Origin of the sequence: Corallococcus sicarius, assembly GCF_003611735.1 — a bacterium.
GTDB classification, from domain to species: Bacteria; Myxococcota; Myxococcia; order Myxococcales; family Myxococcaceae; genus Corallococcus; species Corallococcus sicarius.
In genome coordinates this window covers 1-21,053 of sequence record NZ_RAWG01000087.1, presented here as the reverse complement: position 1 = coordinate 21,053, position 21,053 = coordinate 1, and the positions used below count along the sequence as shown (strand labels likewise).

Annotated in this window: 21 protein-coding genes and 3 tRNA genes; 9 read left to right on the top strand and 15 right to left on the bottom strand. The window is 65.4% G+C overall.

The window, feature by feature from the left end:
- Positions 1-22 precede the first annotated feature (22 nt).
- From D7X12_RS15760 to dnaK, 3 genes are all read right to left on the bottom strand, one after another.
- Positions 23-430, bottom strand: coding sequence for a thiol-disulfide oxidoreductase DCC family protein (locus tag D7X12_RS15760; protein ID WP_120626095.1), 408 nt, complete (start codon positions 428-430; stop codon positions 23-25).
- Between the two features lie 27 nt (positions 431-457).
- Complete coding sequence (locus D7X12_RS15755; protein WP_120626094.1) at positions 458-1,321, bottom strand: hypothetical protein; 864 nt, start codon at positions 1,319-1,321, stop codon at positions 458-460.
- A 216-nt stretch (positions 1,322-1,537) separates the two neighbouring features.
- Positions 1,538-3,451, bottom strand: coding sequence for a molecular chaperone DnaK (dnaK, locus tag D7X12_RS15750; protein ID WP_120626101.1), 1,914 nt, complete (start codon positions 3,449-3,451; stop codon positions 1,538-1,540).
- 405 nt (positions 3,452-3,856) lie between these two features.
- Between dnaK and D7X12_RS15745 the strand changes: the two genes are divergently transcribed.
- On the top strand, positions 3,857-4,945 hold the full coding sequence (locus D7X12_RS15745) for a diacylglycerol/lipid kinase family protein (protein ID WP_120626093.1): 1,089 nt from the start codon (positions 3,857-3,859) through the stop codon (positions 4,943-4,945).
- A 67-nt stretch (positions 4,946-5,012) separates the two neighbouring features.
- On the opposite strand, the gene D7X12_RS15740 is transcribed toward D7X12_RS15745, so the two are convergent.
- The 5 genes from D7X12_RS15740 to greB form a co-directional block, all read right to left on the bottom strand.
- A complete protein-coding gene (locus D7X12_RS15740; protein WP_120626092.1) occupies positions 5,013-5,774 on the bottom strand; it encodes an SAM-dependent methyltransferase in 762 nt (253 codons plus the stop codon).
- A gap of 88 nt (positions 5,775-5,862) precedes the next feature.
- On the bottom strand, positions 5,863-6,168 hold the full coding sequence (locus D7X12_RS15735) for an HP0495 family protein (protein WP_120626091.1): 306 nt from the start codon (positions 6,166-6,168) through the stop codon (positions 5,863-5,865).
- A gap of 31 nt (positions 6,169-6,199) precedes the next feature.
- Entirely contained in the window at positions 6,200-7,519 is a 1,320-nt protein-coding gene (locus D7X12_RS15730) for a PhoH family protein (RefSeq protein ID WP_120626090.1), read from the bottom strand.
- A gap of 187 nt (positions 7,520-7,706) precedes the next feature.
- Positions 7,707-8,705, bottom strand: a complete 999-nt coding sequence (locus D7X12_RS15725; protein ID WP_120626089.1) for a deacetylase — start codon at positions 8,703-8,705, stop codon at positions 7,707-7,709.
- A 9-nt stretch (positions 8,706-8,714) separates the two neighbouring features.
- Positions 8,715-9,251 carry a transcription elongation factor GreB gene (gene greB / locus D7X12_RS15720; RefSeq protein ID WP_120626088.1) on the bottom strand — a complete coding sequence of 179 codons (537 nt, stop codon included), beginning with the start codon at positions 9,249-9,251 and terminating at the stop codon, positions 8,715-8,717.
- Positions 9,252-9,435: 184 nt separating this feature from the next.
- Here greB and D7X12_RS15715 point away from each other — a divergent pair.
- Together D7X12_RS15715 and D7X12_RS15710 are read left to right on the top strand one after the other, a co-directional pair.
- Positions 9,436-9,508 (top strand) — tRNA-Lys (locus tag D7X12_RS15715).
- Between the two features lie 12 nt (positions 9,509-9,520).
- Positions 9,521-9,593, top strand: a tRNA-Glu gene (locus D7X12_RS15710).
- Positions 9,594-9,623: 30 nt separating this feature from the next.
- Here the strand turns inward: D7X12_RS15710 and D7X12_RS15705 are convergent.
- The 3 genes from D7X12_RS15705 to D7X12_RS15695 all read right to left on the bottom strand — a co-directional run bounded on the left by D7X12_RS15705 (position 9,624) and on the right by D7X12_RS15695 (position 12,030).
- Complete coding sequence (locus tag D7X12_RS15705) at positions 9,624-10,802, bottom strand: tyrosine-type recombinase/integrase (protein ID WP_120626087.1); 1,179 nt, start codon at positions 10,800-10,802, stop codon at positions 9,624-9,626.
- Complete coding sequence (locus D7X12_RS15700; protein WP_244224581.1) at positions 10,802-11,140, bottom strand: helix-turn-helix domain-containing protein; 339 nt, start codon at positions 11,138-11,140, stop codon at positions 10,802-10,804. Before D7X12_RS15700 ends, D7X12_RS15705 begins: the two co-directional genes overlap by 1 nt.
- A gap of 122 nt (positions 11,141-11,262) precedes the next feature.
- On the bottom strand, positions 11,263-12,030 hold the full coding sequence (locus D7X12_RS15695; RefSeq protein ID WP_147443681.1) for a hypothetical protein: 768 nt from the start codon (positions 12,028-12,030) through the stop codon (positions 11,263-11,265).
- A 658-nt stretch (positions 12,031-12,688) separates the two neighbouring features.
- On the opposite strand from D7X12_RS15695, the gene D7X12_RS15690 reads away from it, so the two are divergent.
- The 3 genes from D7X12_RS15690 to D7X12_RS15680 all read left to right on the top strand — a co-directional run bounded on the left by D7X12_RS15690 (position 12,689) and on the right by D7X12_RS15680 (position 15,497).
- Positions 12,689-13,564 (top strand): hypothetical protein, encoded by an 876-nt coding sequence (locus D7X12_RS15690; protein ID WP_120626085.1) that lies wholly within the window; start codon positions 12,689-12,691, stop codon positions 13,562-13,564.
- 64 nt (positions 13,565-13,628) lie between these two features.
- Positions 13,629-14,501: a hypothetical protein gene (locus D7X12_RS15685; protein ID WP_120626084.1), complete on the top strand. Its 873-nt coding sequence runs from the start codon at positions 13,629-13,631 to the stop codon at positions 14,499-14,501.
- Between the two features lie 141 nt (positions 14,502-14,642).
- A complete protein-coding gene (locus tag D7X12_RS15680) occupies positions 14,643-15,497 on the top strand; it encodes a hypothetical protein (RefSeq protein WP_147443680.1) in 855 nt (284 codons plus the stop codon).
- 386 nt (positions 15,498-15,883) lie between these two features.
- On the opposite strand, the gene D7X12_RS42425 is transcribed toward D7X12_RS15680, so the two are convergent.
- A complete protein-coding gene (locus D7X12_RS42425) occupies positions 15,884-16,102 on the bottom strand; it encodes a hypothetical protein (protein ID WP_147443679.1) in 219 nt (72 codons plus the stop codon).
- 142 nt (positions 16,103-16,244) lie between these two features.
- A complete protein-coding gene (locus D7X12_RS15675; protein WP_244224580.1) occupies positions 16,245-16,694 on the bottom strand; it encodes a hypothetical protein in 450 nt (149 codons plus the stop codon).
- A 486-nt stretch (positions 16,695-17,180) separates the two neighbouring features.
- Here D7X12_RS15675 and D7X12_RS42420 point away from each other — a divergent pair, with 486 nt between their 5' ends.
- Together D7X12_RS42420 and D7X12_RS42415 are read left to right on the top strand one after the other, a co-directional pair.
- Entirely contained in the window at positions 17,181-18,044 is an 864-nt protein-coding gene (locus D7X12_RS42420) for a hypothetical protein (protein WP_147443678.1), read from the top strand.
- Between the two features lie 61 nt (positions 18,045-18,105).
- Positions 18,106-18,870, top strand: a complete 765-nt coding sequence (locus D7X12_RS42415) for a hypothetical protein (RefSeq protein ID WP_147443677.1) — start codon at positions 18,106-18,108, stop codon at positions 18,868-18,870.
- Between the two features lie 234 nt (positions 18,871-19,104).
- On the opposite strand, the gene D7X12_RS42410 is transcribed toward D7X12_RS42415, so the two are convergent.
- Together D7X12_RS42410 and D7X12_RS45040 are read right to left on the bottom strand one after the other, a co-directional pair.
- Positions 19,105-19,668 (bottom strand): hypothetical protein, encoded by a 564-nt coding sequence (locus tag D7X12_RS42410; protein ID WP_147443676.1) that lies wholly within the window; start codon positions 19,666-19,668, stop codon positions 19,105-19,107.
- 369 nt (positions 19,669-20,037) lie between these two features.
- Positions 20,038-20,169 carry a hypothetical protein gene (locus tag D7X12_RS45040; RefSeq protein ID WP_279637191.1) on the bottom strand — a complete coding sequence of 44 codons (132 nt, stop codon included), beginning with the start codon at positions 20,167-20,169 and terminating at the stop codon, positions 20,038-20,040.
- Positions 20,170-20,382: 213 nt separating this feature from the next.
- Here D7X12_RS45040 and D7X12_RS42900 point away from each other — a divergent pair.
- Positions 20,383-20,489 (top strand) — tRNA-Pro (locus D7X12_RS42900).
- Positions 20,490-21,053: the final 564 nt, after the last annotated feature.

The following is a 21,053-nucleotide window of genomic DNA, read 5'->3' as shown; positions in this document are numbered from 1 at the left end:
CATGCTACCCGCCCCTCTTCCCCTATTTGAAGTGGACCGCACACGCACCGTCGGGGCAATCACGACCCGCGATGCGGAAGCGGTAGCGGGCCACCACCCCATACACCGCGTCCGCGAGCTGCCGCAGGCCCGGCACGTAGTACACGTAGAGCAGCCGGCCCAGTGGCCGCCGGCCCAGCGCCCGGATGATGGCCTCCGCCCCTTCCAGGACCTGGCCGTCCGCCTGGATGAGCTGCATGGCCTTCTCACACCGCTCGAAGCTGACGCCGGGGAACGCCTCCAGGACGCCCTCGTCGCGGAACGAGAGCAGCTTCGTGCCCTGGCCGCCCACCAGCCGCTGCATCTGCCGCGCGGCTCCGCTGCAGACGCGGCAGTGGCTGTCGAAGAGGACCACGTCATGTCCCGGCGGCGTTGTCTGGAGCGTCGTCACGCGTCACCTCCCCACACGCCTTCTATGTCAGCGGGCCTTGAGCATGTCATGCAGTTGTCCGTGCACGCTGCGCCAGATGTCGTGCTGCCGTTCAATGGGATCCATCAGGGCAAGGCCCACCGACGTCGCCGGTGAGCTGCCCTGGAAGGCGGAGTACTGGCGGATGCGCGTGCCGCCGGTGCCGTCGTCGTCGAAGACGAACCGGTTGGTGCCGCGCAACGGATGGCCGTCCAGGGTGGTGATGTGGACGGTGCGCTGCTCCTCGTCCAGCTTCACGGTGATGGGCGCCCACACCGGCGGCGGCCCCTGCTCCTCCAGGAACAGCCGCGCGCCATCTGTCAGCGCGCTCGCCGCCGGCCGCAGGAAGATGCCCGCCGCGCCGAAGAGCGTCTCCGGATGGCTCACGAAGGATGCGTAGGCCTCCTTCGCGGACACGCCGGGAATGGTGCTGGTGTAGTCGGTGAGCGACGTGGGCGCGCCGTCGATGGGCGGACTCGGCTCCAGGTGTCGCAGGTGCTCGCGCGCGTAGGCGTCCATCATGGCGCCCCCGTCCAGCGTCACGCTGACCGCCGCCGCCTCGGTCTGCGCCATCAGCAGCGCCCCCTGCTTCACCTGCTCGCGCAGGCTGCCCGCGGGCCGGGGCGGGAACGCGCCGCCCACGCCGAAGTCGAAGCCATTGTCCTCCCTCGCCCGGAGCGCCCCCTGCGAGGAGGCCCGCGAGGAGACCTGCGCCGATGCGACGGTGCCCCGGAACACCTCCACGGAGTTGGCCGGGGCTCCCGGCAGCGGACGTGGAGCGGTTGCCGCGTGAGCGGATGCGGGGCTGGAGGGGACCTCGGAGGCGGTGAGCTCCGGGCGGACGCCGGACAGCGGGGATTCGATGCGGGACATGGCAGGACACCTTCCTGAAGGGCAGCGGGAACCCGCCCGCCCCTTGCAGTGCCTCCGCCACCCCGGGCCGCGTGAAATCACGGGGTTGCCGTCCCGCCACATCCCGCGCCCGGCACGACCGTCCACCGCCCCGGAAGGACGCGGGGACGCGCGCAAAAAACAGGGCCGGCGCCCCTCGTTGGAGCACCGGCCCTGGATATTCAGCAGCTCACGGCCTTACGACTGGCGGAACTCGGCATCCACGACGTCGTCCTTGGGGGACGGCTGGGCGCTGGAGCCCGGGGCCGCGGACGGCTCGCCGCCCGGAGGAGGCGTGGCACCCGGCGCGCCGCCGGTGGCCCGGTACATCTCCTCCGCGGCCTTGTAGGTGGACTGCTGGAGCTTCTCCAGGGCCGCCTTGATGGCGTCCTTGTCCTGCCCCTCGCGGACCTTGTGCAGCTCCGCGACACCATCCTCGATGGCCTTCGCCACGTCGGGGGTGAGCTTGTCCTTGTTCTCCTTGACCATCTTCTCCGCGGCGTAGGCCTGGCTCTCCGCCTGGTTCTTCACCTCGATGAGCTCGCGGCGCGCCTTGTCCGCGGACTCGTTGGCGCGGGCGTCGGTGACCATCTTCTCCACTTCGTCCTTCGACAGACCGGACGAGTGGCTGATGGTGACCTTCGTCTCCTTGCCCGTCGCCTTGTCCTTGGCGTTGACGTTGAGGATGCCGTTCGCGTCGATGTCGAACGTCACCTCAATCTGCGGCACGCCGCGCGGCGCCGGAGGCATGCCCGTCAGGTGGAAGCGGCCGAGGCTGCGGTTGTCGCCCGCCATCTCGCGCTCACCCTGCAGCACATGGATCTCCACCTGCGTCTGACCGTCCGCCGCCGTGGAGAAGGTCTCCGACTTGCGCGTGGGGATGGTCGTGTTGCGCTCGATGAGCTTCGTCATCACGCCGCCCAGCGTCTCCACGCCCAGCGACAGCGGCGTCACGTCCAGCAGGAGGATGTCCTTCACCTCGCCGGAGAGCACGCCGGCCTGCACCGCGGCGCCCACGGCCACGACCTCGTCCGGGTTCACCGTGCGGTTCGGCTCCTTGCCGAACAGCCGCTTCACGGCCTCCTGCACCATGGGGATGCGCGTGGAGCCGCCCACGAGCACGACCTCGTTGAGGTCCTTCGGGTCCAGGCCCGAGTCCTTCAGGCACTTGCGACACGGCTCCAGCGAGCGCTCCACCAGGTCGCTGATCATCTGCTCGAACTTGGCGCGCGTGAGCTTCACGTTCAGGTGCTTGGGACCTGAAGCGTCCGCCGTGAGGAACGGCAGGTTGATGTCCGTCTGCATCGCGCTGGACAGCTCGATCTTCGCCTTCTCCGCCGCCTCCTTCAGGCGCTGGAGGACCATCTTGTCCTTGCTGACGTCGAGCCCGGTGTCCTTCTTGAACTCGCTGATCAGCCAGTCCATGATCCGCAGGTCGATGTTGTCGCCGCCCAGGTGCGTGTCACCGTTGGTGGCCAGCACGTCGACGACGTTCTCGCCCACTTCCAGGATGGACACGTCGAAGGTGCCACCGCCGAAGTCGTAGACGGCGATCTTCTCATCCTTCTTCTTGTCCATGCCGTACGCGAGCGCGGCCGCGGTGGGCTCATTCACGATGCGGCGCACGGTGAGGCCGGCGATCTCGCCCGCGTCCTTCGTGGCCTGGCGCTGGGCGTCGTTGAAGTACGCCGGGACGGTGATGACCGCCTCCGTCACCTTCTCACCCAGGTAGTTCTCCGCGGCGCGCTTCAGCTTCAGCAGCACCTGCGCGCTGATCTCCGGCGCGCTGTACTGCTTGCCGCTGATGTCCACGCGCGCATCGCCGTTGGGGCCCCGGGCCACCTTGTAGGGGACCAGCTTCGCCTCCTCGGTGGTCTCCTCGTACCGGCGACCCATGAAGCGCTTCACCGAGTAGATGGTCTGCTCCGGGTTGGTGATGGCCTGACGCTTCGCCACCTGACCGACCAGGCGCTCCCCATCCTTGGTGAACGCGACCACCGAAGGCGTGGTGGGGGTACCCTCTTCGTTGACGATGACCTTGGGCTCGCGACCCTCCATGATCGCCACCACGCTGTTCGTGGTGCCCAGGTCGATTCCGATAATCTTGCCCACGGTTCCCATCCTCTGGAAATAACTACGGTTTTCCTGCCAAAACCCGATGTATGCCCAACGTAACCACCCCCCCCGGCGTGTCAAACGCGAGGGCTGGTTTCCCGTGGGCCCGGGTACCCAGGGCAAAGGTGATGACGCCCCCTGCGTAGCGCAGTGCGCAGTCCATGCCGGGGTGTGTCACCGCCCCGCCACGTGCGTGGCACGGGTGCGTAACGCGCTCTACACCGCTGTCACCCCGCGGTAGCAACCGAGCGGCCACATTGGCCACCAGCAGACCGTGCAACCCCTTGAAACTCCAGCGACACCGCTGACTGACGCCCCGCGTCAGCCGTTGGCGAGAAAAGTGCACAGTTCAAACCGCGTCACCGTTGTCATACCGGTCCCCCGCCCCCCTGGAGTCGTCCCATGCTGGTCCAGCCCCTTCGTTCCACGGACTTCCGCCGCTCCCCTTCGGCGCTCCCGTCCGCGGAACCGAAGGTCGCGGTGCTGCTCAACGCGAACGCCCGGAAGGTGGACGCCCGGGTGGTGAAGCTGCTCTCGCACGTGGTGCCGGAGGAGGACCTGTTCCTGTCGCGCTCGCCGCTGGACGCGCGGCGCATCGCGCAGACGGTGCTGGAGCGGGGCTATCCCACGGTGTTCACCGGCGGCGGCGACGGCACCTTCATGGGCTTCGTCAACGAGGTGCTGCAGCAGGTGGGCCCGCGCGGGAAGTTCGCCGGCCAGGCCGCGCCGCGCTTCGGCATCCTGAAGCTGGGCACGGGCAACGGCATCGCGGCGTTCGTCAACGCCTCCAGCACGCGCGGCGACGGCATCCTCAACGACGTGGTGCGCGCCCGCGCCTCGGAAGTGCCGGGCACGCGTCGCATGGACCTGGTGCAGGTGGACGGCCAGCGCGCGCCCTTCGCGGGGCTGGGCGTGGATGGCAAGGTGCTCAACGACTACATCGCCGTGAAGGAGACCCTGGGCAAGGGCATGTTCAAGCGGGTCATGTCCGGCGGTGGCGGGTACTTCTCCGCGGTGGCCTTCAAGACGGTGCCGCACTACCTCACCAGCTCCGTGTCGGTGGAGTGCGAGGTCATCAACGGCGCTGGGGAGGCCTTCCGCCTGGGCGCGGACGGCCACGAGGTGGGCGCGCCCCTCGCCCCCGGTGCGACGCTCTACCGCGGCAAGCTGATGATGGCGGCCGCGGGCACCATGCCCTTCTACGGCTACGGCTTCCGGATGTTCCCCTACGCCAATGATCGCCGGGGCTACCTGCAGCTGCGCCTGGGCCAGGTGTCGCCCACGCAGGTGCTGGCCAACCTGCCCCGCCTGTGGAACGGCCGCTGGGCCCCGGAAGGCCTGCACGACTTCCACGCGAAGGACGTCACCATCCGCTTCGCCAAGCCCATGCCCTTCCAGATTGGCGGCGACGCGGCCGGCTACCGCGAGCAGGTCACGCTGTCGGTGGCGCCCGAGTCCATCGAGCTGCTCGACTTCAACGGCGTGCAGTAGGGCCCGGTGGGGCGAAGGCGGGGCCCATCCTCCGGGCCCTCCACGAATCCCGCACCGCGAACGACGGTCAGCCCCGGTCGCGCGACGCGGGGGGCTTCTCTCCCGGCTCCTTGCGCCGGCCCACCGCGAACGCGTAGCTGACGCCCGGCCTGTGGTTGTGCTCCTGGTGCAGGGCCAGCTCCTCGCGGAACGCGGCGCTCTCCTGGGAGGTGGCCTCCGGCAGGTGCGCTTCCATGTCCCGGTAGAGCGCGTCCAGCTCCGTGTCGTGCAGCGTCTCCACGGACTCCGGTTCGAAGCCGGCGCCTTCCAGCGCCTGGAGCAGCTCGCGCGGCAGGAGCAGCGGCGCGCCCAGGCGCTTCTCCCAGAAGTCCAGCACGGGCTTGGGCGTGAAGCGGCCCACGCGCGCCGGGAAGGTGAAGCCCACGCGGCCGCGCTTGCCCAACAGCTGGCGGAACACGCGCAGCGACACGTCCAGCGGGTACTGCACGCGCCCGGGGACGAGGATGCCGTGGAAGGGGCCGTCCAGCATGCCCAGCGCGTCGGGCGCCACGCGCCGCACCTCGATGCGATCCGACAGGCCCTGCGAGCGCACGCGCTCGCGCACCGGCGACACCAGGGCTTCGTCCGTGTCCACGGCGACCACGGAGCACTTCAGCTCCTGGGCCAGGAGCACGGCGCTGGCGCCTTCCGGGCCACACCCGAGCACCAGCACGCGCGCGCCCGGGTCCAGCTGCGCCACCTTGGCGAAGCGGAGCGTGGCGTCGTCGGAGCCGAACGCGCGCTGCGCACCCGGCGGGTGGTACAGCGGGAAGTGCTCGGCGGGACTCATGGCCTCCTCATATACGCACACCGGCCGGACTTCCAGCCACCGCGAGGCCCCATCCCCACCCTGGGATGGAGCCCGCGCACCGCCTGCCTCACAGGTAGTAGACGATGCGGGGATCCTGGTGCAGCTCCGCGTAGATGGCGCGGCGCTGCTCCTCGGACAGCAGGAACACCGACACGCTCAGCGACACGTACTTGCCCTTGCTGCTGGGCTGCACGTGGATGGAGTCCGGAGACACCTCCGCCCCCATCTTCCGCTTGAAGAGCGAGCGCACGTGTTCGGAGAAGTCGGGCGTCTGCTCGCCCATCACCTTGAATGTGTAGATGGCGGGGTACTCGATGAGGGGCTTCTTCTCCTCACCGGGGGCTTCGGGCTTGTCGGAGCCGTCCTGGGTCATGACGCGTCTCTTGCGGTGGGCGTGGGGCGCCTCACAGCAGGTTGGCCGCCAACTCGGCCAGCATGCTGCGCTCGCCCTTGGCCATGGTGATGTGGCCGGCGATCTTCTCGTTCTTGAAGCGATTGACGACGTGAACGAGCCCGTTGTTCGTCGCATCCACGTACGGGTTGTCGATCTGGAACGGGTCGCCGGTGAGGATGATCTTCGTGTTGTCGCCCACGCGGGTGAGGATGGTCTTCACCTCGTGGGGGGTGAGGTTCTGCGCCTCGTCCACGATGATGAACTGGTTGGGGATGCTCCGGCCACGGATGTACGTGAGCGGTTCAATCTCCATCAGCCCCAGGTCGATCAGCTCGTGGTGGCCGCGCCCGGCCTTCTTGTCCGCGCGGCTCAGGTTCATCAGGAACTCCACGTTGTCGAAGATGGGCTGCATCCAGGGGTTGAGCTTCTCCTCGACGCTGCCGGGCAGATAGCCGATGTCGCGGCCCAGGGGGAAGATGGGCCGGCTGACCAGCAGCTTGTGGTACAGCCCCTCCTCCGTCACCTTCTGCAGGCCCGCGGCGATGGCGAGCAGCGTCTTGCCCGTGCCCGCCTTGCCCACGATGGTGACGAGCTTGATGTCATCGTTGAGCAGCAGGTCCAGGCAGAAGGCCTGCTCCATGTTGCGCGGACGGATGCCCCAGGTGCCTTCCTTGCTCTGGCGCGCAAGCGGCACGAGCCGCGCCTTGGCGCCGTTGAAGCGGGCCATGGCGGTGTGGGACGGGTTGAGTTCGTCCTTGAGCAGCACCAGCTGGTTGGGGAAGAGCCGGTCCTGGGCCGGGATTTCCACCTCGCCGCCGGGCTTGTAGAGCTGATCCACCATGTCCTGCGGCACGAGCAGTTCGGCGAAGCCCGTGTAGAGGTCGGTGATCTCCACGCGCTCGGTGTCGAAGTCCTCGGCGGACAGGCCCAGGGCGTCGGCGCGGATGCGCAGGTTGGTGTCCTTGGTGATGAAGACGGCCTGGGTCTCCGGCTCGTTCTCCATCAGGTCGATGGCCACCGCGAGGATGCGGTTGTCCATCAGGTTGCTGTCCGCCATGGACGACGGAAGCGCCCGGTCGGTGAAGCTCACGCGCAGCATCCCGCCGTGCGGCAGCGGGACGCCTTCCTTCAGGGACCCTTCGGCGCGGAAGGAGTCCAGGTAGCGCGCCACCAGTCGCGCATTGCGCCCCAGCTCGGAGAGATCGCGCTTGAACTGATCAATCTCCTCGATGACGTAGATGGGGATGATGACGTTGTTGTCCTTGAACCCGTAGATGCTGCGGGGGTCATGGAGGAGGACGTTCGTGTCGAGGATGAAGTTCTTGCGCATCGTGGGCTTCGCGACCTGACCTGGTTCGGGTGCGATTGCGGACGGCGAGCGACGGACCGCGGAAGGCTACCTGGCGGCCTCAATATAGGCACCGAACGAGGGGCGACCAGCCGCATTCCCGTCGGGGAAGGCGAAGGGACGTCCAAAAAAGCACGGCCCCCACCCCTTCGGAACAGGGCGCTACAGCTCAGGGGCCCGCAGTGGAACGCAGGGGCGCCGGGGCGAAGTCCCCTCCGTCCGGGGATGAGGACGACGCTGGGGACAGCGGATCATACCCGAGCAGCTCCGCCACCCTTTCGGGCGGAGGGCCGGGCGGCATCCGGCCCCAGGGGAAGCGCGCCTGCAGCGCCTCCTCGTCGAGCGACACGGACTGCTTCGCGTGGACGCGCTGGGCCTCGTTCCAGCCCCGCGTCTCGAACCTCCGGGCCAGCCGCCGCGACAGGGGGCTGATCATCGCCGAGGGGACGAAGAGGGCGGGCTGTCCCTGGGCGTCCCGCATGCAGCCCAGCTCCACCGCCCAGGCCAGCAGCCAGCGCGGCCAGCCCCTTCCGGCGCGGCGCAGGGCGCTGAAGCGTCCCTGGGCGGCCCCGTCCACGAAGGTGAAGCGCGGGTCGTAGACGGAGGCCGCCGCGAACGTCGCGGGCATCAGCGCCACCGCCTCCGCGCCAATGCGGCGGGCCATGAGGTGCAGGAGGTCCAGGATGTCGCGTGACAGCGCGAGGCCGGGGTGGAGCTGTCCGGGCAGCGGCGGGCGGTTCCAGTCGAAGGGGCGCCCCGGCTGTTGCAACAGCAGGCTGTCCACGTAGAGCAGCGGGGCCTCCGCCGCCGCGTGGGTGAAGCCCACCTCCGCGCCGGAGGTCCGGCGCAGGGACGCGTCCGCCACGGGGGCGTGGTAGCGCTTGCTCCAGTAGGTCAAACGCGGCTGGAAGGGGTCCTGGCAGGACAGGCGCAGCTCGACGGGCCCCACCCGGTCCTCGATGCGCTGGGCGAAGCCGTAGGCGGACAGGGCGCGCTCCAGGCCCTCCCGGCTGTAGGTGCCGAACGCCAGGTCCACGCGGTCGCTGGCGGACTCCAGGCCCAGGTCGTCGAGGGACAGGGACTCGTCCGGGGACGCGGACAGCTCCAGGCCGCCCAGGCGCGGGTAGGTGCGGAGCAACCGGGGACTGATATTCGGCGTCCGGGGCATGGGAACGTCCTAGTCGTAACGGATGTCCACGAGGGTGAGCTCAATCTCCCCCCGGGGGCGTCGCACTTCCACGGTGTCCCCGGGGGCCTTGCGCAAGAGCGCGCGGCCCATGGGTGACTCGACGCTGATGCGGCCGCCGGTGGCGTCGATCTCATCCGAGCCGACAATCTGGTACGTGACGCGCGCGCCTGCCTCGTCCTCCAGGGTGACCGTGGCCCCGAAGTAGACTTTCGAGCGGTCGCTTTGTTCGGCGGGGGTGACGATGGTGGCGGTGTCCAGGCGCTTGGAGAGGAAGCGGATGCGCCGGTCAATCTCCCGCAGGCGCTTCTTGCCGTAGATGTACTCGGCGTTTTCTGAACGGTCGCCCTGGGCAGCGGCGGCGGAGACCTCGGCGGTGACCTTGGGGCGGGCCTCGTTGAGGAGCTGGAGCAGCTCACGGTGCATGCGCTCGGCGCCCGCCCGGGTGAGGTAGCGGCGGAACGGGGCCTGCTCCTCCCCCTCTTCGTCCTCGGGGGCGTCGGGTGGGTCGGGAACTTCCTGGGCCATGCCCCTGTGTATAACCCTGGATGCCGACAGCCGGCGGGAGCGGACCGGGGCGGATGTTCACCCGGGGTCGTGAACGGGACTGTCAGGGAGCGGGGGCTGAGATCGCCAGTGGAAGTCCCCGGGCGCTGCTGGTAGGAAGCGCCTCGCACGACCGCCCGTGGCCGGGGCGACAAAAAAGAATAGCGAGTCGCTAGCTCAGCTGGTAGAGCACCGGCCTTTTAAGCCGAGGGTCGGGGGTTCGAGCCCCCCGCGACTCAAGCAGTGACGACGTCCCCGTCGTCTAGAGGCCCAGGACGCTGGCCTTTCAAGCCGGTAACACGGGTTCGAATCCCGTCGGGGACACTTCAATCGGGGCCGGAAGCTGCTGAAATCTCAGCGGTTTCCGGCCCCGGTGCTTTCTGGCTCCTTCTCGTCTCCAGAATGTCTCCAAGCCGGAGATGAATCCCGCCCCTCCTCCAGCATCTGGATGGCGCGGTGCTTCTCCCCCTTCCCCAGGTGCATGTACCGCATGGTGGTGCGGAGGCTGCGGTGGCCTGCCAGCTCCTTGATCGAGAGCGGCGGGACGCCTCGCATGGCGAGGTGGCTACAGAACGTGTGGCGGAGGATGTGGAGCGCCCCCGTCACCTTGAGCCCCGCCCGCTTCTGCGCTGCGGACATCCAGCTTCGCACCGTCTGCTGGGACACTGGCGTCCCATCCTCGCGGTAGAGCACCCGCTCGCCCCGCAGGTGGCGGGCACCTGCGAGCGCCGAGGCCAGAGCCCGTGTCAGCGGCACCTCGCGGGGCCGCCCGCCCTTGGGGAGATTAACGTGCCCCTTCCAGTCCGAGCGCTGCACCTTGAGCAGCCCGCGTTTGAGGTCCACGTCGCTCCACTCCAGCGCGATCATCTCGCCCATGCGCAGGCCCGCGTCACCGCCGAGCAGCACCACGAGCTGCTGCGCCGGGCCGAGCTTCTCGGCGGCCTGCACCAGCCGCTCGTAGTCCTCCACCTCGTAGAAATCGACGGTGCCTTCCGCCCCCTTGAGATGCTCGACTTCCACCGGCATCCGGTCGATGACCCTCCACTTCACCGCGACCTTCAACATCGTCGAGAGCGTGGAGAGGCAGTTGTTCACCGTCTTCACGCTGCGGTCCTGGAGGGCGGCCTTGAGCTTCTGCACGTCCTCGTCAGAGAGGGCGTCCAGCCGCTTCTTCCCGAACCGGGGCAGCAGGTGATTGCGGAAGTGCGACTCCTTGCTGTCCACCCCGGACGGCTTCTGCCGATTGGCCTTCGCGTAGCCCTCGATGAAACGGGGGAAGAACTCCTCGACCGTGGGAACCTGCTTCTTCGTCTTCGCCTCTTCCTTGGTCTGCTTGCCGCGAGCGAGCAACTCGGCCTGCCGCTGCTCACCCCACGCCTTCGCGCCGGACTTCGAGCTGACCGGGCTCTTGATCCGCTCCCGGTGCACTTCGCCGTCGGGCCATCGGAACGTGATGTCCACCTCGTACGCCTTCTCGTCCCGCTTCTCTGGCTTCTTGCTTCTGCTTCGGTACTCCCTGACCTTCACGCTCATCACCGAGACCTCCTCGGCGACGGCGCACGCCCTTCGAGAATGAACGGCAAAAGCTCATGCCCCCGGAACCGCAGCGAGCGGCCCAAGCGGAACGCGCCTGGAAGCTGTCCGCGCGACACCTTCGCGTACACGGCCTTGGGGCTACACCCGAGGAGGCGGGCCACCTCCTCAGCTGTGTAGAGAGCCTTGTCGAGCGGTGGCTGTCCCTCCGTGGTGGTGCTGCTGGGAGACCCCGCCTGCACCCGCTCGTGGAGCGCTGGATCCCTGTGAAGCGCCGCCAGTTCCTCGCGCACCAGGGCACGGATGAGGTCACACAGTCCGGCCTCTACGCTGGACACGGCGACCTCCCATCGTCACTGCTGGAATGGATCCCGTCCTGCATCTGAACCTCGTGAAGACGAGGCTCATGGTGGGCGTGTCCCAGTTTGGGCGGGAGCGGGAGAATTCCACACGCTCCGGCCTACTTCTTATCCCCCTCTTCTTCCTTGAACTGCTCGGGAGATGCCGTGGCGGGCTGCGCAGGTGATGCAGGAGGAGTCAGGGCGACCATCTCCGGCGGGCGGTGTTCGGTGGCAATACTCCGAAGGAGTGGAAGCACTCCACTTTCAACCACGTCTTTCATCATCTCCTTCCAGGCGGCCTGCCGCTGCTCGTTGGACTTGGGATCCTGCTCGAATTCCTCGCCCGGCTCCCGAATGCCCACAAGGAGCGCAAGCGCCTCCATCTCCAGCGGCGAGAGCTTGGGCCCCATGTTCTCTGCCTCTACGGCGAGCATGGCGAAGGCGCAGAACAGCCGCTGCTCGCTCTGCCAGAGCCGTGTGTGCTCCTTCGCCCAAGGGTGCTGCTCGTTGAAACGGTTGACGGCGGCTTGGAGCCGCTGGCCTGCTTGGACAAGCTCGCGGTACGCTGCACCGACCTCTTCGCCATGGACGAGCAGGCTCAACTGCGGGCCCAACATGGCCGTGAGCTGGCTGATGTCCGTGCCTCCCCGGCCGGGCGGAAACTCGGGCGGTGCGCGCAAGTAGTCGCCGGAGAGCAGCCACTGGCTGTTGCGATGCACCCACGCGAACGTCCTCGCCTGGTAGAGAGCAAGATTGGCATTCGCACAGATGGCGGCGATCTGGGTAGGCGAACGCCGCCGCAGAAGTAGCTGCGTGGCGTCCTTCTCCCCCTTGAAACGATGCTTGGATGGCTCGCGGTGAACACCACCCGTGCGAGGTGTACCCATCTTCCGCCTCCTCATGCGCCCTTGGCGGGCGCGGCGGTCCTCGGATGAAAACGGGGCAAGCCGCCGAGGAAGGACGGCCTTTCGGGTCGCGAACCCTAGCCCCACGCCCAGCATCGCCATGACCGGGTCTGACCGGGAGGGGGAGTGTTCCACACCGAAACGGCTCCGATGTCTCCCCTCCCCCTGATTAAACCCTCCAGCTCTTGGTGGTTGGGGGAGCATTCCGGGCCATAGTCCGCCCCAAGCCTCCCCCTACATTACCCACGCCGGGATCTCTTCATCGGGGGGAGGATTCTGGCCCCAGAGACGCGGTTCGTCCCCCGCTGGTGCTCATTTTCGAGGAGCCCCATGGTTCCAGCGTCACCTTGTTGGTGACCGTGCACCAGGGCCGCCTCTCATAGGCCGGGGCGCACGGCAATTCCCCTCGGACGGTAAGCAGCACGCTCGATCCTGGCCCGATGCAGCAGCGAGGCAGCTTCCAGCACGCCCCCGAGGGCTTCAAGAGAGGTTCCCTTTCTATAGATCGGGGACCTGGTCGGAGTGTCTCTACAGGCCGGAGGTGTGAACGCTGCGCGTTCTTCACCTTCCGCCATCCACCTCGACCAGGTCCCCGTCCATGGTCTCCGGGAGGCGAGCGCCTCCGAGGAGAAAGACGGTGATGAGCAGGCAGAACTGGACCGAGGTGAACGGCGTGAAGGTGAACAACGAGGTGCTGGCGGATCTCCAAGCCAAGGACCTCGTCATCGTCATGGGTGAGGACGGCTACCCATGGGTGGCGAACATCAGGCCGCTGTGTCCCTCGTGCGGCCTCACGCATTGCGGCCACCCTCGCGCCCCGCTGCGGTGGATGTGGCTGCACCACTTCGCCTGGGACTTCTACGCCACGCGTGGCCTGCGTCCCATGCGCAAGATGGGCGACGTGATCCACCACCAGCGGGGCGACAAGCTGGACGCCCGCATCAAGCGCCTGGGCCGAGGCAATCCCACCAGCCACGCTCGGGCGCACAACTCCAAGGCTCGGCGTTACAGCCCTCGGGAGCACCACGACCTTGGAGGACTTCGCTACCGCCCACCTCAACCTGCGCGCGTCATCAATCGCCCTGATCTCGTAGGGCTCCCCGCGCCAGTGGCCACGACGCCCCCACGAGCCTCGACCTTCCGCGAACGTGTCCTCCGGGTGGAATGGAAGCTGGCCCAGCGGGTGGAGGCGCTGTGGGGGGAGATGAAGGGCCTCGACAGCGGCGAGCCCATCCCCCGCACCACTGCGAAGTCGAAGTGGCGGGACTCGAAGACACGCAAGCTGGGGTTGAAGATGCCCCGCTACTGCTGCACCGAGGGCGAGGCCGCCTTCGTCCTGCTGCTCATCCGTCATGGCTTCGACCTGGATCGCGTGGCGGTAGACGTGGGAGAGCCGGTGGAATTGCTCGCCCCCTTCTACCAGCGACCCAGCGTCAACGTAGCCCTTCAGCGATGGCGCGAGCACCGGCGCTTGCCCGCCTTCGCTCCCATGACCTGGCAAGAGCGCAAGCCGTGACGCGAACCCTCGGGCGGCACACCTCATCCTTCCCACGCGAGCAGGCCAGCCGGAGAATCCCCTCATGAACGTCACCGCCCGCACCGCTCGACAGGCTGCCACCAGCGCGATCAACGGGGCCAAGTCCCACGGGCCGAAAACTTCTGAGGGAAAGTCTCGTGCCGCGCTCAACTCCGTCCGATTCGGATTCACCGCCGCACACCTTCTTCTACCCGGTGAAGATCCGAAGGCGTACGAGGCGTTCTTGGACTCGTGGTTTGCCGCCTTGTCCCCCGGCACCATCCCCGAGGCCGCCAACGTCGCGCAGCTCGCGGACACGGCTTGGAAATTGGAGCGGCTGAGCCGCGTAGAGAACGGCAGGATGCGGGCTCGTCTCGAAGAGGAACTGGAGAAGACGGACGAGTTCAAGCTCTTCGACAACACCCGCATGGCACTGGCGATGATGACGGGCTTCGTTGAGGCCGTGGACGCCATCCCTTCCCCGCCGAAGGACAGGGAGAGGACGAGCGCCTTCATCACCGGGGTGGAGAAGACCGTGAACGTGCTGCGCGAGCTGCCGGGCTTGCCGGTGGCCGTGGTGGAGCCGCTGGCCTCCGCGCTCAAGATGGCCAAGGAGAACGAGAAGACGGATCGCATCCCCCCGGCCATCTACGAGAACCTGGGCAACATGGCCCGGATGGTGAAGGGGGCCCTCGCTGCGAAACTGGCAGAGGAGGAGGCCGTCCTCGGGTCGCTGCGTGAACGGCTCGCCGCTGAGGTGCTACTGCTGGAGGACGCGGACTTGAAGAAGCTGGAGCGGCATCGGCGGCTGCTGGAGAACTGCATGCAGCGCCAGCTCGATCTACTCGGACAGGTGCGCTCCCAAGTGGTCTCCGCCCGGTCCGAGCCCCCGTCCGAGACGCAGGCGTTGAGGGTGAAGCTCCGGCTCGTGAAGTAACGAGGCAACACGGACCTGCGTCGCCGAGCGAGCGCTCAATGCGCGAGCTTGCAGCCGCTCCCAGGAGGAGCATGCTGTCCAATCGCTATGACCGAAAGCTCGAACTCCCAACCTCCGCCGGAGCAGCGAGATGAAATCCTGGTGATGCTGGACGAGGCCATCGAGGCCTACGTCGTGACCAAGAGACGTTACCCGCTCCTGAGAGCCATCGCCCAGGAGTTGGACAAGGTGATGGGCCAGCTCAGTGCGAAGAAGACCAGCCGGAGAAGGGTCCGCATCTGGAACGATGCCGTTTTGCAGCTCGCCCGAGACAGCTTCGACATGTTCGTCATTGACCTCTTCTCCATCCGCGAACGCCTTGTCAGGCGCGGACTTCTCCACCTTCTGGAAAAGGACTGTGCCCGGCTGAAAAGATGCGACCCGTCGGAGATTTCCACTCGGCCCGCGATAATCTCCGGAAATATAGGCGGTCCTGAAGACTACGCGCGCATTCAAGCCGAGGTGCAGCAGCACCACCGCGAGTTAGTAACCCAGAGCATCAATGGCGCACTCGATGGTTTGATACCCGGCGAGTATCCAGTCACTCCTCAAGGAGTGCAGACGCTCGTCAAGCGGTTCATGAAGGAGACCGAGCCGCTGGAGAGGGACCGCAACAGGGTTCGCGCTCACCGTTACGAGCGGCACTTCGACGTCCAGCATTTCCAGTCGCTGGACGACCTACAGAGCCAACTCGACATTTTCGAGCGTCTCCTCGGAGACCTCTACTTGGTGCTTACGAGGAACTCTTTCATTTTCCGTCTGGACTTCCACGCGAGTACAGAAGGGACCGCCCAGGATCTTGCGGACATCATGGTGCATGGGTCCATCAACAGCGCCGTGAACGCCTATCGCGTTGCGAGGAAGACCAACAAGAATCCGGTTCCCTGGTACTACTTCCACCGCGAGAAGTTCTTCGAGTCGCCACCCAATCCAGAAGACGAGCAAGGGGGAGGCTGAGCTGCGCCATTCGTGTGCTCCGATGACGTGCCAATCAGATCCTCGGGTTCGTTGTGACGCCTATGCGGGCCTTCTGGCGCCCTCGCCTATTGGTAGGGCTATCGGCTCCGGACAAGGCCCCCACCCCCAGGGGACAGGGGTTGCCTTGCCGCAGGTCCATTTTTCAGGGGCCCGGCTTCTTCATTGAGCCGGGGTGGTAGGGATGGGCTCTAATTTTTCGGGGCCCCCATGGAGGGGGCTATCTCCAAGCCTGAGCGACCTACGGCCATGCCCTCCTGATGACCGTACCCTGTGTTCGCCCCCTCACTCCTCGCGCACGAGAGGGTGGAGAGCCAGTGGTACCTCGGACTTCTGCGGCTCTTTCTGAAAAGTGCTTGGGGACTTCTCTACAAACCGCCTGCTTCATCCCGTCCCTCGCGGGTAATAGAAACGTAGTACTGATTGAGGCCGCGATTACGATCCGGTCGTCCGCCGATGTAGGTGATCTCAACAAGCCCGCGTCTTTCAAGCGCCCGTGCAGTGCTCCAACCAATTTGGGACACCGGCACACGCGGCTCCTGAGCCAGTAGCTTCAACGCCTGTTTCATCTTCTGGGTCAAACTCATCAGTTCCACCTCGTCAGCCGGACATAGAACGGCTGGTTCTCACTCTACTGCGAGAGCTAAGAAACAGGACGCGGAGTCCCAGATCCTGCGATCGCGTCCTGCATGCCGTCCCGCCCGGTGAACGTTCCCGGTGGGGGATGGCTCAGCTCTTCGGCTCCGTGGTGGGCGGCTGATCTTCACCTTCCCCGGGTTGCTTGGGTGAAGCCTCTGGCGATGGGCCAGTCCTCCTGGTCGTGCCCTGCGCGGGGGACTGCGATGCCTTCCTCCGGAGCGAAGGCTCCTCGGCCTCCCCTGGCTTGCCCCACGAACGAAGTACCAGGTCATGCTCCTCATCCTCAGCTTGGATGAGCGACACGTCGTTGTGCGGCGCCCACAACAACAGCGGGTCTTCCTCACCCCGCAGCACGCGCTCGACCTGATGGAGCCGCAGTTCCACCAGAACCAAGATGGCCGAGATGGTGAGCGGGGCTTGAAGCTCGCGCTTCCGGTCTTCCAGGCCGCCTGTGGCCAGTTCATCCGCGAGGAAGCGGGCTCCCTCGACGGCGTTCCTGATCTCCGCAAGCTCCGCACTCAAGCTGATGGCCTTGTGCATCGTGCAGTTCCTCTTGGGGTGAGTGATTAAGGCCGCACCTCGACGATGCGACCTTCTCCAAAGGCAAGAGGAGTTCCACCACATCCACAGTGGGACTCCTCCCCGGGCATTACTGCCCGCGCCTCACCTGCCGCCGAAGATGCTCGGCCAGCGCGAAGACGACAGCCGCCATCATCTCTCGGGTGAGTGTCGAGGCCAGCAGCTTCCTCATGGCGCTCAGCATGGCGTTCACCCCCTTCCCGCCCTACCGATCACGCCTCGCCCGCACGGAGACAGGTACGAGGACGAAGCCTTCTCATGGGCTCTTATCCCACCAGTGAGAGGAGATTTTCCGGACTGCACCACCTAGCCCCCAAGATGGTGCTCAAGGTGGACGCGCCTCCTTCGTGCTGGTGGTTCACGCGTCATTGGGCGGAGTATCTTCTCGCCCTGCGGACTATGCTCTTCTGATATGCCCTCCTACCAGAGATCGAATACTCTTGATCCATGACACTCGTCGCTGCATGGGTCAGGCGCACCGGAACCCCTGAAGAAGAGCTGGTCGTCGCGTCGGATAGCCGCTTGAGCGGCGGGCTAACTTGGGACCAAGGCCCCAAGTTGTTCCCATTGGCTCGCGGGGACTGTGTCCTTGCTTTCGCCGGAGACACGGCATTCGCGTATCCCGTGGTACTTCAGATACTTCTCTACCTACAGGACTTCGAGGGTGCATCCACACGACGATTGCCCCTCGAAGAACTTATCTCTCACCTGGAAAAGCTCGTAACCCACCTGCTGCGTGACGTGCGCGAGCTGCCAGCAGGTAGCCAGCTGAAAGAAGAGTTCCATCTTCTCGTCGCAGGACGTTCGGTGCTGACTCGGGCGTGGCGGACGTGGATCAGTCGATTCGACGCGAAGAAACAAACATTCCACCTCGTAAAACCGGGGCGCCAGCATACCAGCGTGGGCGCAACCCTAATCGGAGATGGCGCAGTAGAGGCACGCAAGCTTCTTGGCTCACAACTTCGCCCGCAACGCGGACGCCCACTCCACCTTGGCTGGGAACCGTTCGACGTGCTCCGTGACATGATCCGATCACAAAAACACCGAACAGTCGGAGGGCCGATCCAACTCGTCGCTGTTCAACAGCGACTCGCCACCATGTCGTTCGCTGTCATGTGGCCACAGTGGAAAAAAGGGAAGCTGACACTCCTCGGCCGAGAACTTCTGGAGTACGAGCGTACGCAGCGGCTCGCATTCGACCCTGACAACCACGAGGTGCTCCTTACATGGGATTACCTCGACGAGCCTGAACCCCTATCCACGAAGAGAAAGAGGCTCAAGGACGAGGGAATCGACCCACGAGAGCCATAAACCCTTCGCCATCCGTTCACCCCTCGCTTAAGCCCACCCGTCAGGCGAAGGAAGACTTCTCATGGCTCGTACTCCAAGTCCAAATCCATCAGATGCAGAAGTCGCGGATGTTTTTTGTTACCTCAAACGCCATTTTGAGGTCAAAGACGTACTGCCTGATGAACTCGATTACATCTACATCCTTGAGTCACCGCATGTCTACGAATTGATCTTTCGAAAACCTCTGAGTGGGGCTAGCGGTGAGAATTTCTCACGTCAGTTAACCCAAGGCACTCACACAGTTCCTTTCGGCCTCTATCACCGGGAAGAGGGGAACCTCCCTCTGCCAACCGCTTTGGCGAAAATCGGCGTCATGAACATTTGCCCATTTCCACTGCAAAGCAAGCCGTACGGACCGGGGGGTTCACAACTACTTGCCGCTATGCAAGACGTTCTCCAAGCCTTGAACGTAATTCGTGGCAGTCAGAATTTTGATACCGTTCATATCAGCGGATGGGCAAGAAAGCTGAAACCGATGATCCTGACTGACTTCCGCGACCGATTGCACGGCATCCCTTTGTCTGAACCTGGGTCTGGATCTCATCCTGAGCAGCGCCAAGAAAATCGAAGAGTTACAAGCACGACGGCCAGTGGCTCAGCATCGCAAACCCGAGAAATGACCTCCCCTTCTCAGGATGAGAACCACCCCCCTGAACCTGTAAAAATTAGGGCATGCGGCACGTTCGCAGAGATGTTCGTCAACAAACTCGACGACGACGGCGAAATCCCGAGGCAGTTGCGGATCATTAGGCCAAGGCTCGACCATCCGTCACTGTGGACTGAATAGGAGGGACAGGGGTGCGAGGGAGGGGCATGGAGTGCCAGCAGAGGGACCTGACGGGGCTCTGGAGCCGTCACCCGGGAGTTCCGGCTGGCACGCGGAACTTCGTCGTCGAGGGGCGTTGCTCAGGAGCTGCTGGCGCTCTCGAAGTTGAACTGGAACAACACTCAGTTCGACGGAGGCGAGCCGATAACCGTTCGAGCGGCTCGCAGCGTCGGCGATATCATGAAGAACCTGCCTTCAGCGTGTCAGAAGGCCGTCGAGACGCTTGAGCAAGTCGTCATCATCCAGTTCGCCGATCAACGCGATGTCCTCATCATGAAGCCCGTTCAACGAAGGACCAAACACTCCGCTAAGCCCACTTCTTTCGTCGCGAACCACGTACAGGCGGTCATGAAAGCGTACCTGCTGATGAAGAGCTTGGATTGCCGCGTTCGGGAAGTGCTCTCCGACCAGCCGCAGAACGATTCTCTGGGCTTCACTAAGGTCGTCATCGCGTCGTTTCTGTAGCTCGGATCTGGCTGGCCACGACGGCAGGTGAAGATTGAAGGCCGACTCACGCTTGAGCTCGAGGGCGGCAAGGTAGTCGATCAACGATGAGTAACCGCCGACTTGTTGGCCTGCGCTGGCATCAGCAAAGACGTAGCGGTCAGTGATGTAGACGTCGACCGGACATCCGGACACTTTCGCCTTACGGACCTTCCTCACCAAGTCAAGAAAGGCTCCTTTGGAGCTCTTTCTTCCAGGCCCACCGGAAATAATAAGCCGTTCAAAGTGAACATCGATCTCGTCGAGCGGCGACACACTTGGGGACGTTACTGCGTCAGCCGGCGGGGATTCGGTCGCGGATCGCTTGTCTCCTCGACGGAGGGGGCAGTCCTTTGAGGGGCATTCCTCCTGCTGCGACATCCTTCGTCGCGGCGGCCCTTCCCCATCACGCACTTCGGAGGCCCACTTCTTGATGTCGGCCGTTTCCACTACGCGCCACAAAGGATCGGCAAAGATCAAGGGGAGCAGAGGATAATGAGGTGAGCGATCCTGGAACAACTCTGGAACGGTCTTCAGCAGCTCGTCTCGGTCCTCCGGACGGCAGGGCAAGCCAAAAAACAGTCGAACCAACCAAGTCGGCATTGCAGCCTTTCCGGGCCTTCCACGGCCCAATCTACGCGGCCTTTAGTCTCGGGCGAACCCGTGCGCCAGCACCCCGCACTCCAGGTACCGAGAGAAGTCCCGCTCCACGTACCGGGGCAGGCCGCGCCCCACCTCGCTGGCCTCCGCCAGCAATGTGGCGAGGTTGTCTCTCACGGCCTCGTATAGCACCGTCCTCTCCGGCTGCCTTCGCCGATACGCCCACTCGCGCTCCCCCACCTGCCCCTCCCCGCCACACCTAGCCAGGACACACGCTACCGTTGGACTCCCACGAACCTCCCTGGAGCACCGTGCGCCTCTGACTCTGTCTCCAGAATGTCTCCAAAACTGGAGGGGACTCCAGGCGACAGGTGGGACTGCCGGGGACTCCCCCGTGGACTCGACGTACCCGGATTCACTCACGATTCGGCGAAAGGCGTGCACCGTCGCGGGTTTAGGGCACCCCGTGTCCACGGGTTCGAATCCCGTCGGGGACATGTAGAGACGCGGGGTTGGACGGGTCAAACCGTCCAACCCCGTTCGTTTTCGCCCACCCGGTCTGCGTTAGAAGTGCGTTAGCCCTGCCGCTGAGAACCAGTGGGGCCGCGCCTCAAGCTGACCGGAGGGAGCGCAGCTCACCGTGGCCGGGAGCCGAGCAACGGGCGGGGCTGTCAGAATCCAGCCACCGGCATGTGACTTCGGGGGCCAGTGCTGGGCCAACGCGAGTGCTCGTGGCACTGGGCCTTGTGGCGAGCATCCGAGCCGGGGCGCGCGACCGAAGCAACGCGGCGTGATTGCCAGCGCCGACGGGTTATGTGCAACGGGCTCATCCAACCGCCGCGCGGTCGGACGACGAGCAGGCAGCATCTGAAGTCCCGAGGAATTCGGCATGACCACTGCAGAAGCGCTAGAGGCCATCACCGACCGCGGCATGCCCTCTCTGCCAACGTGAGTGAGACAGTTCGTACCCAGCAGTTTAGTGTGCAGGGCGACCCAGGCAGGGACGATGAATCCGGTGGTGAAAGAGGCTCGGGTCCGGGAGACCGAGGTGGTGGAGAAGG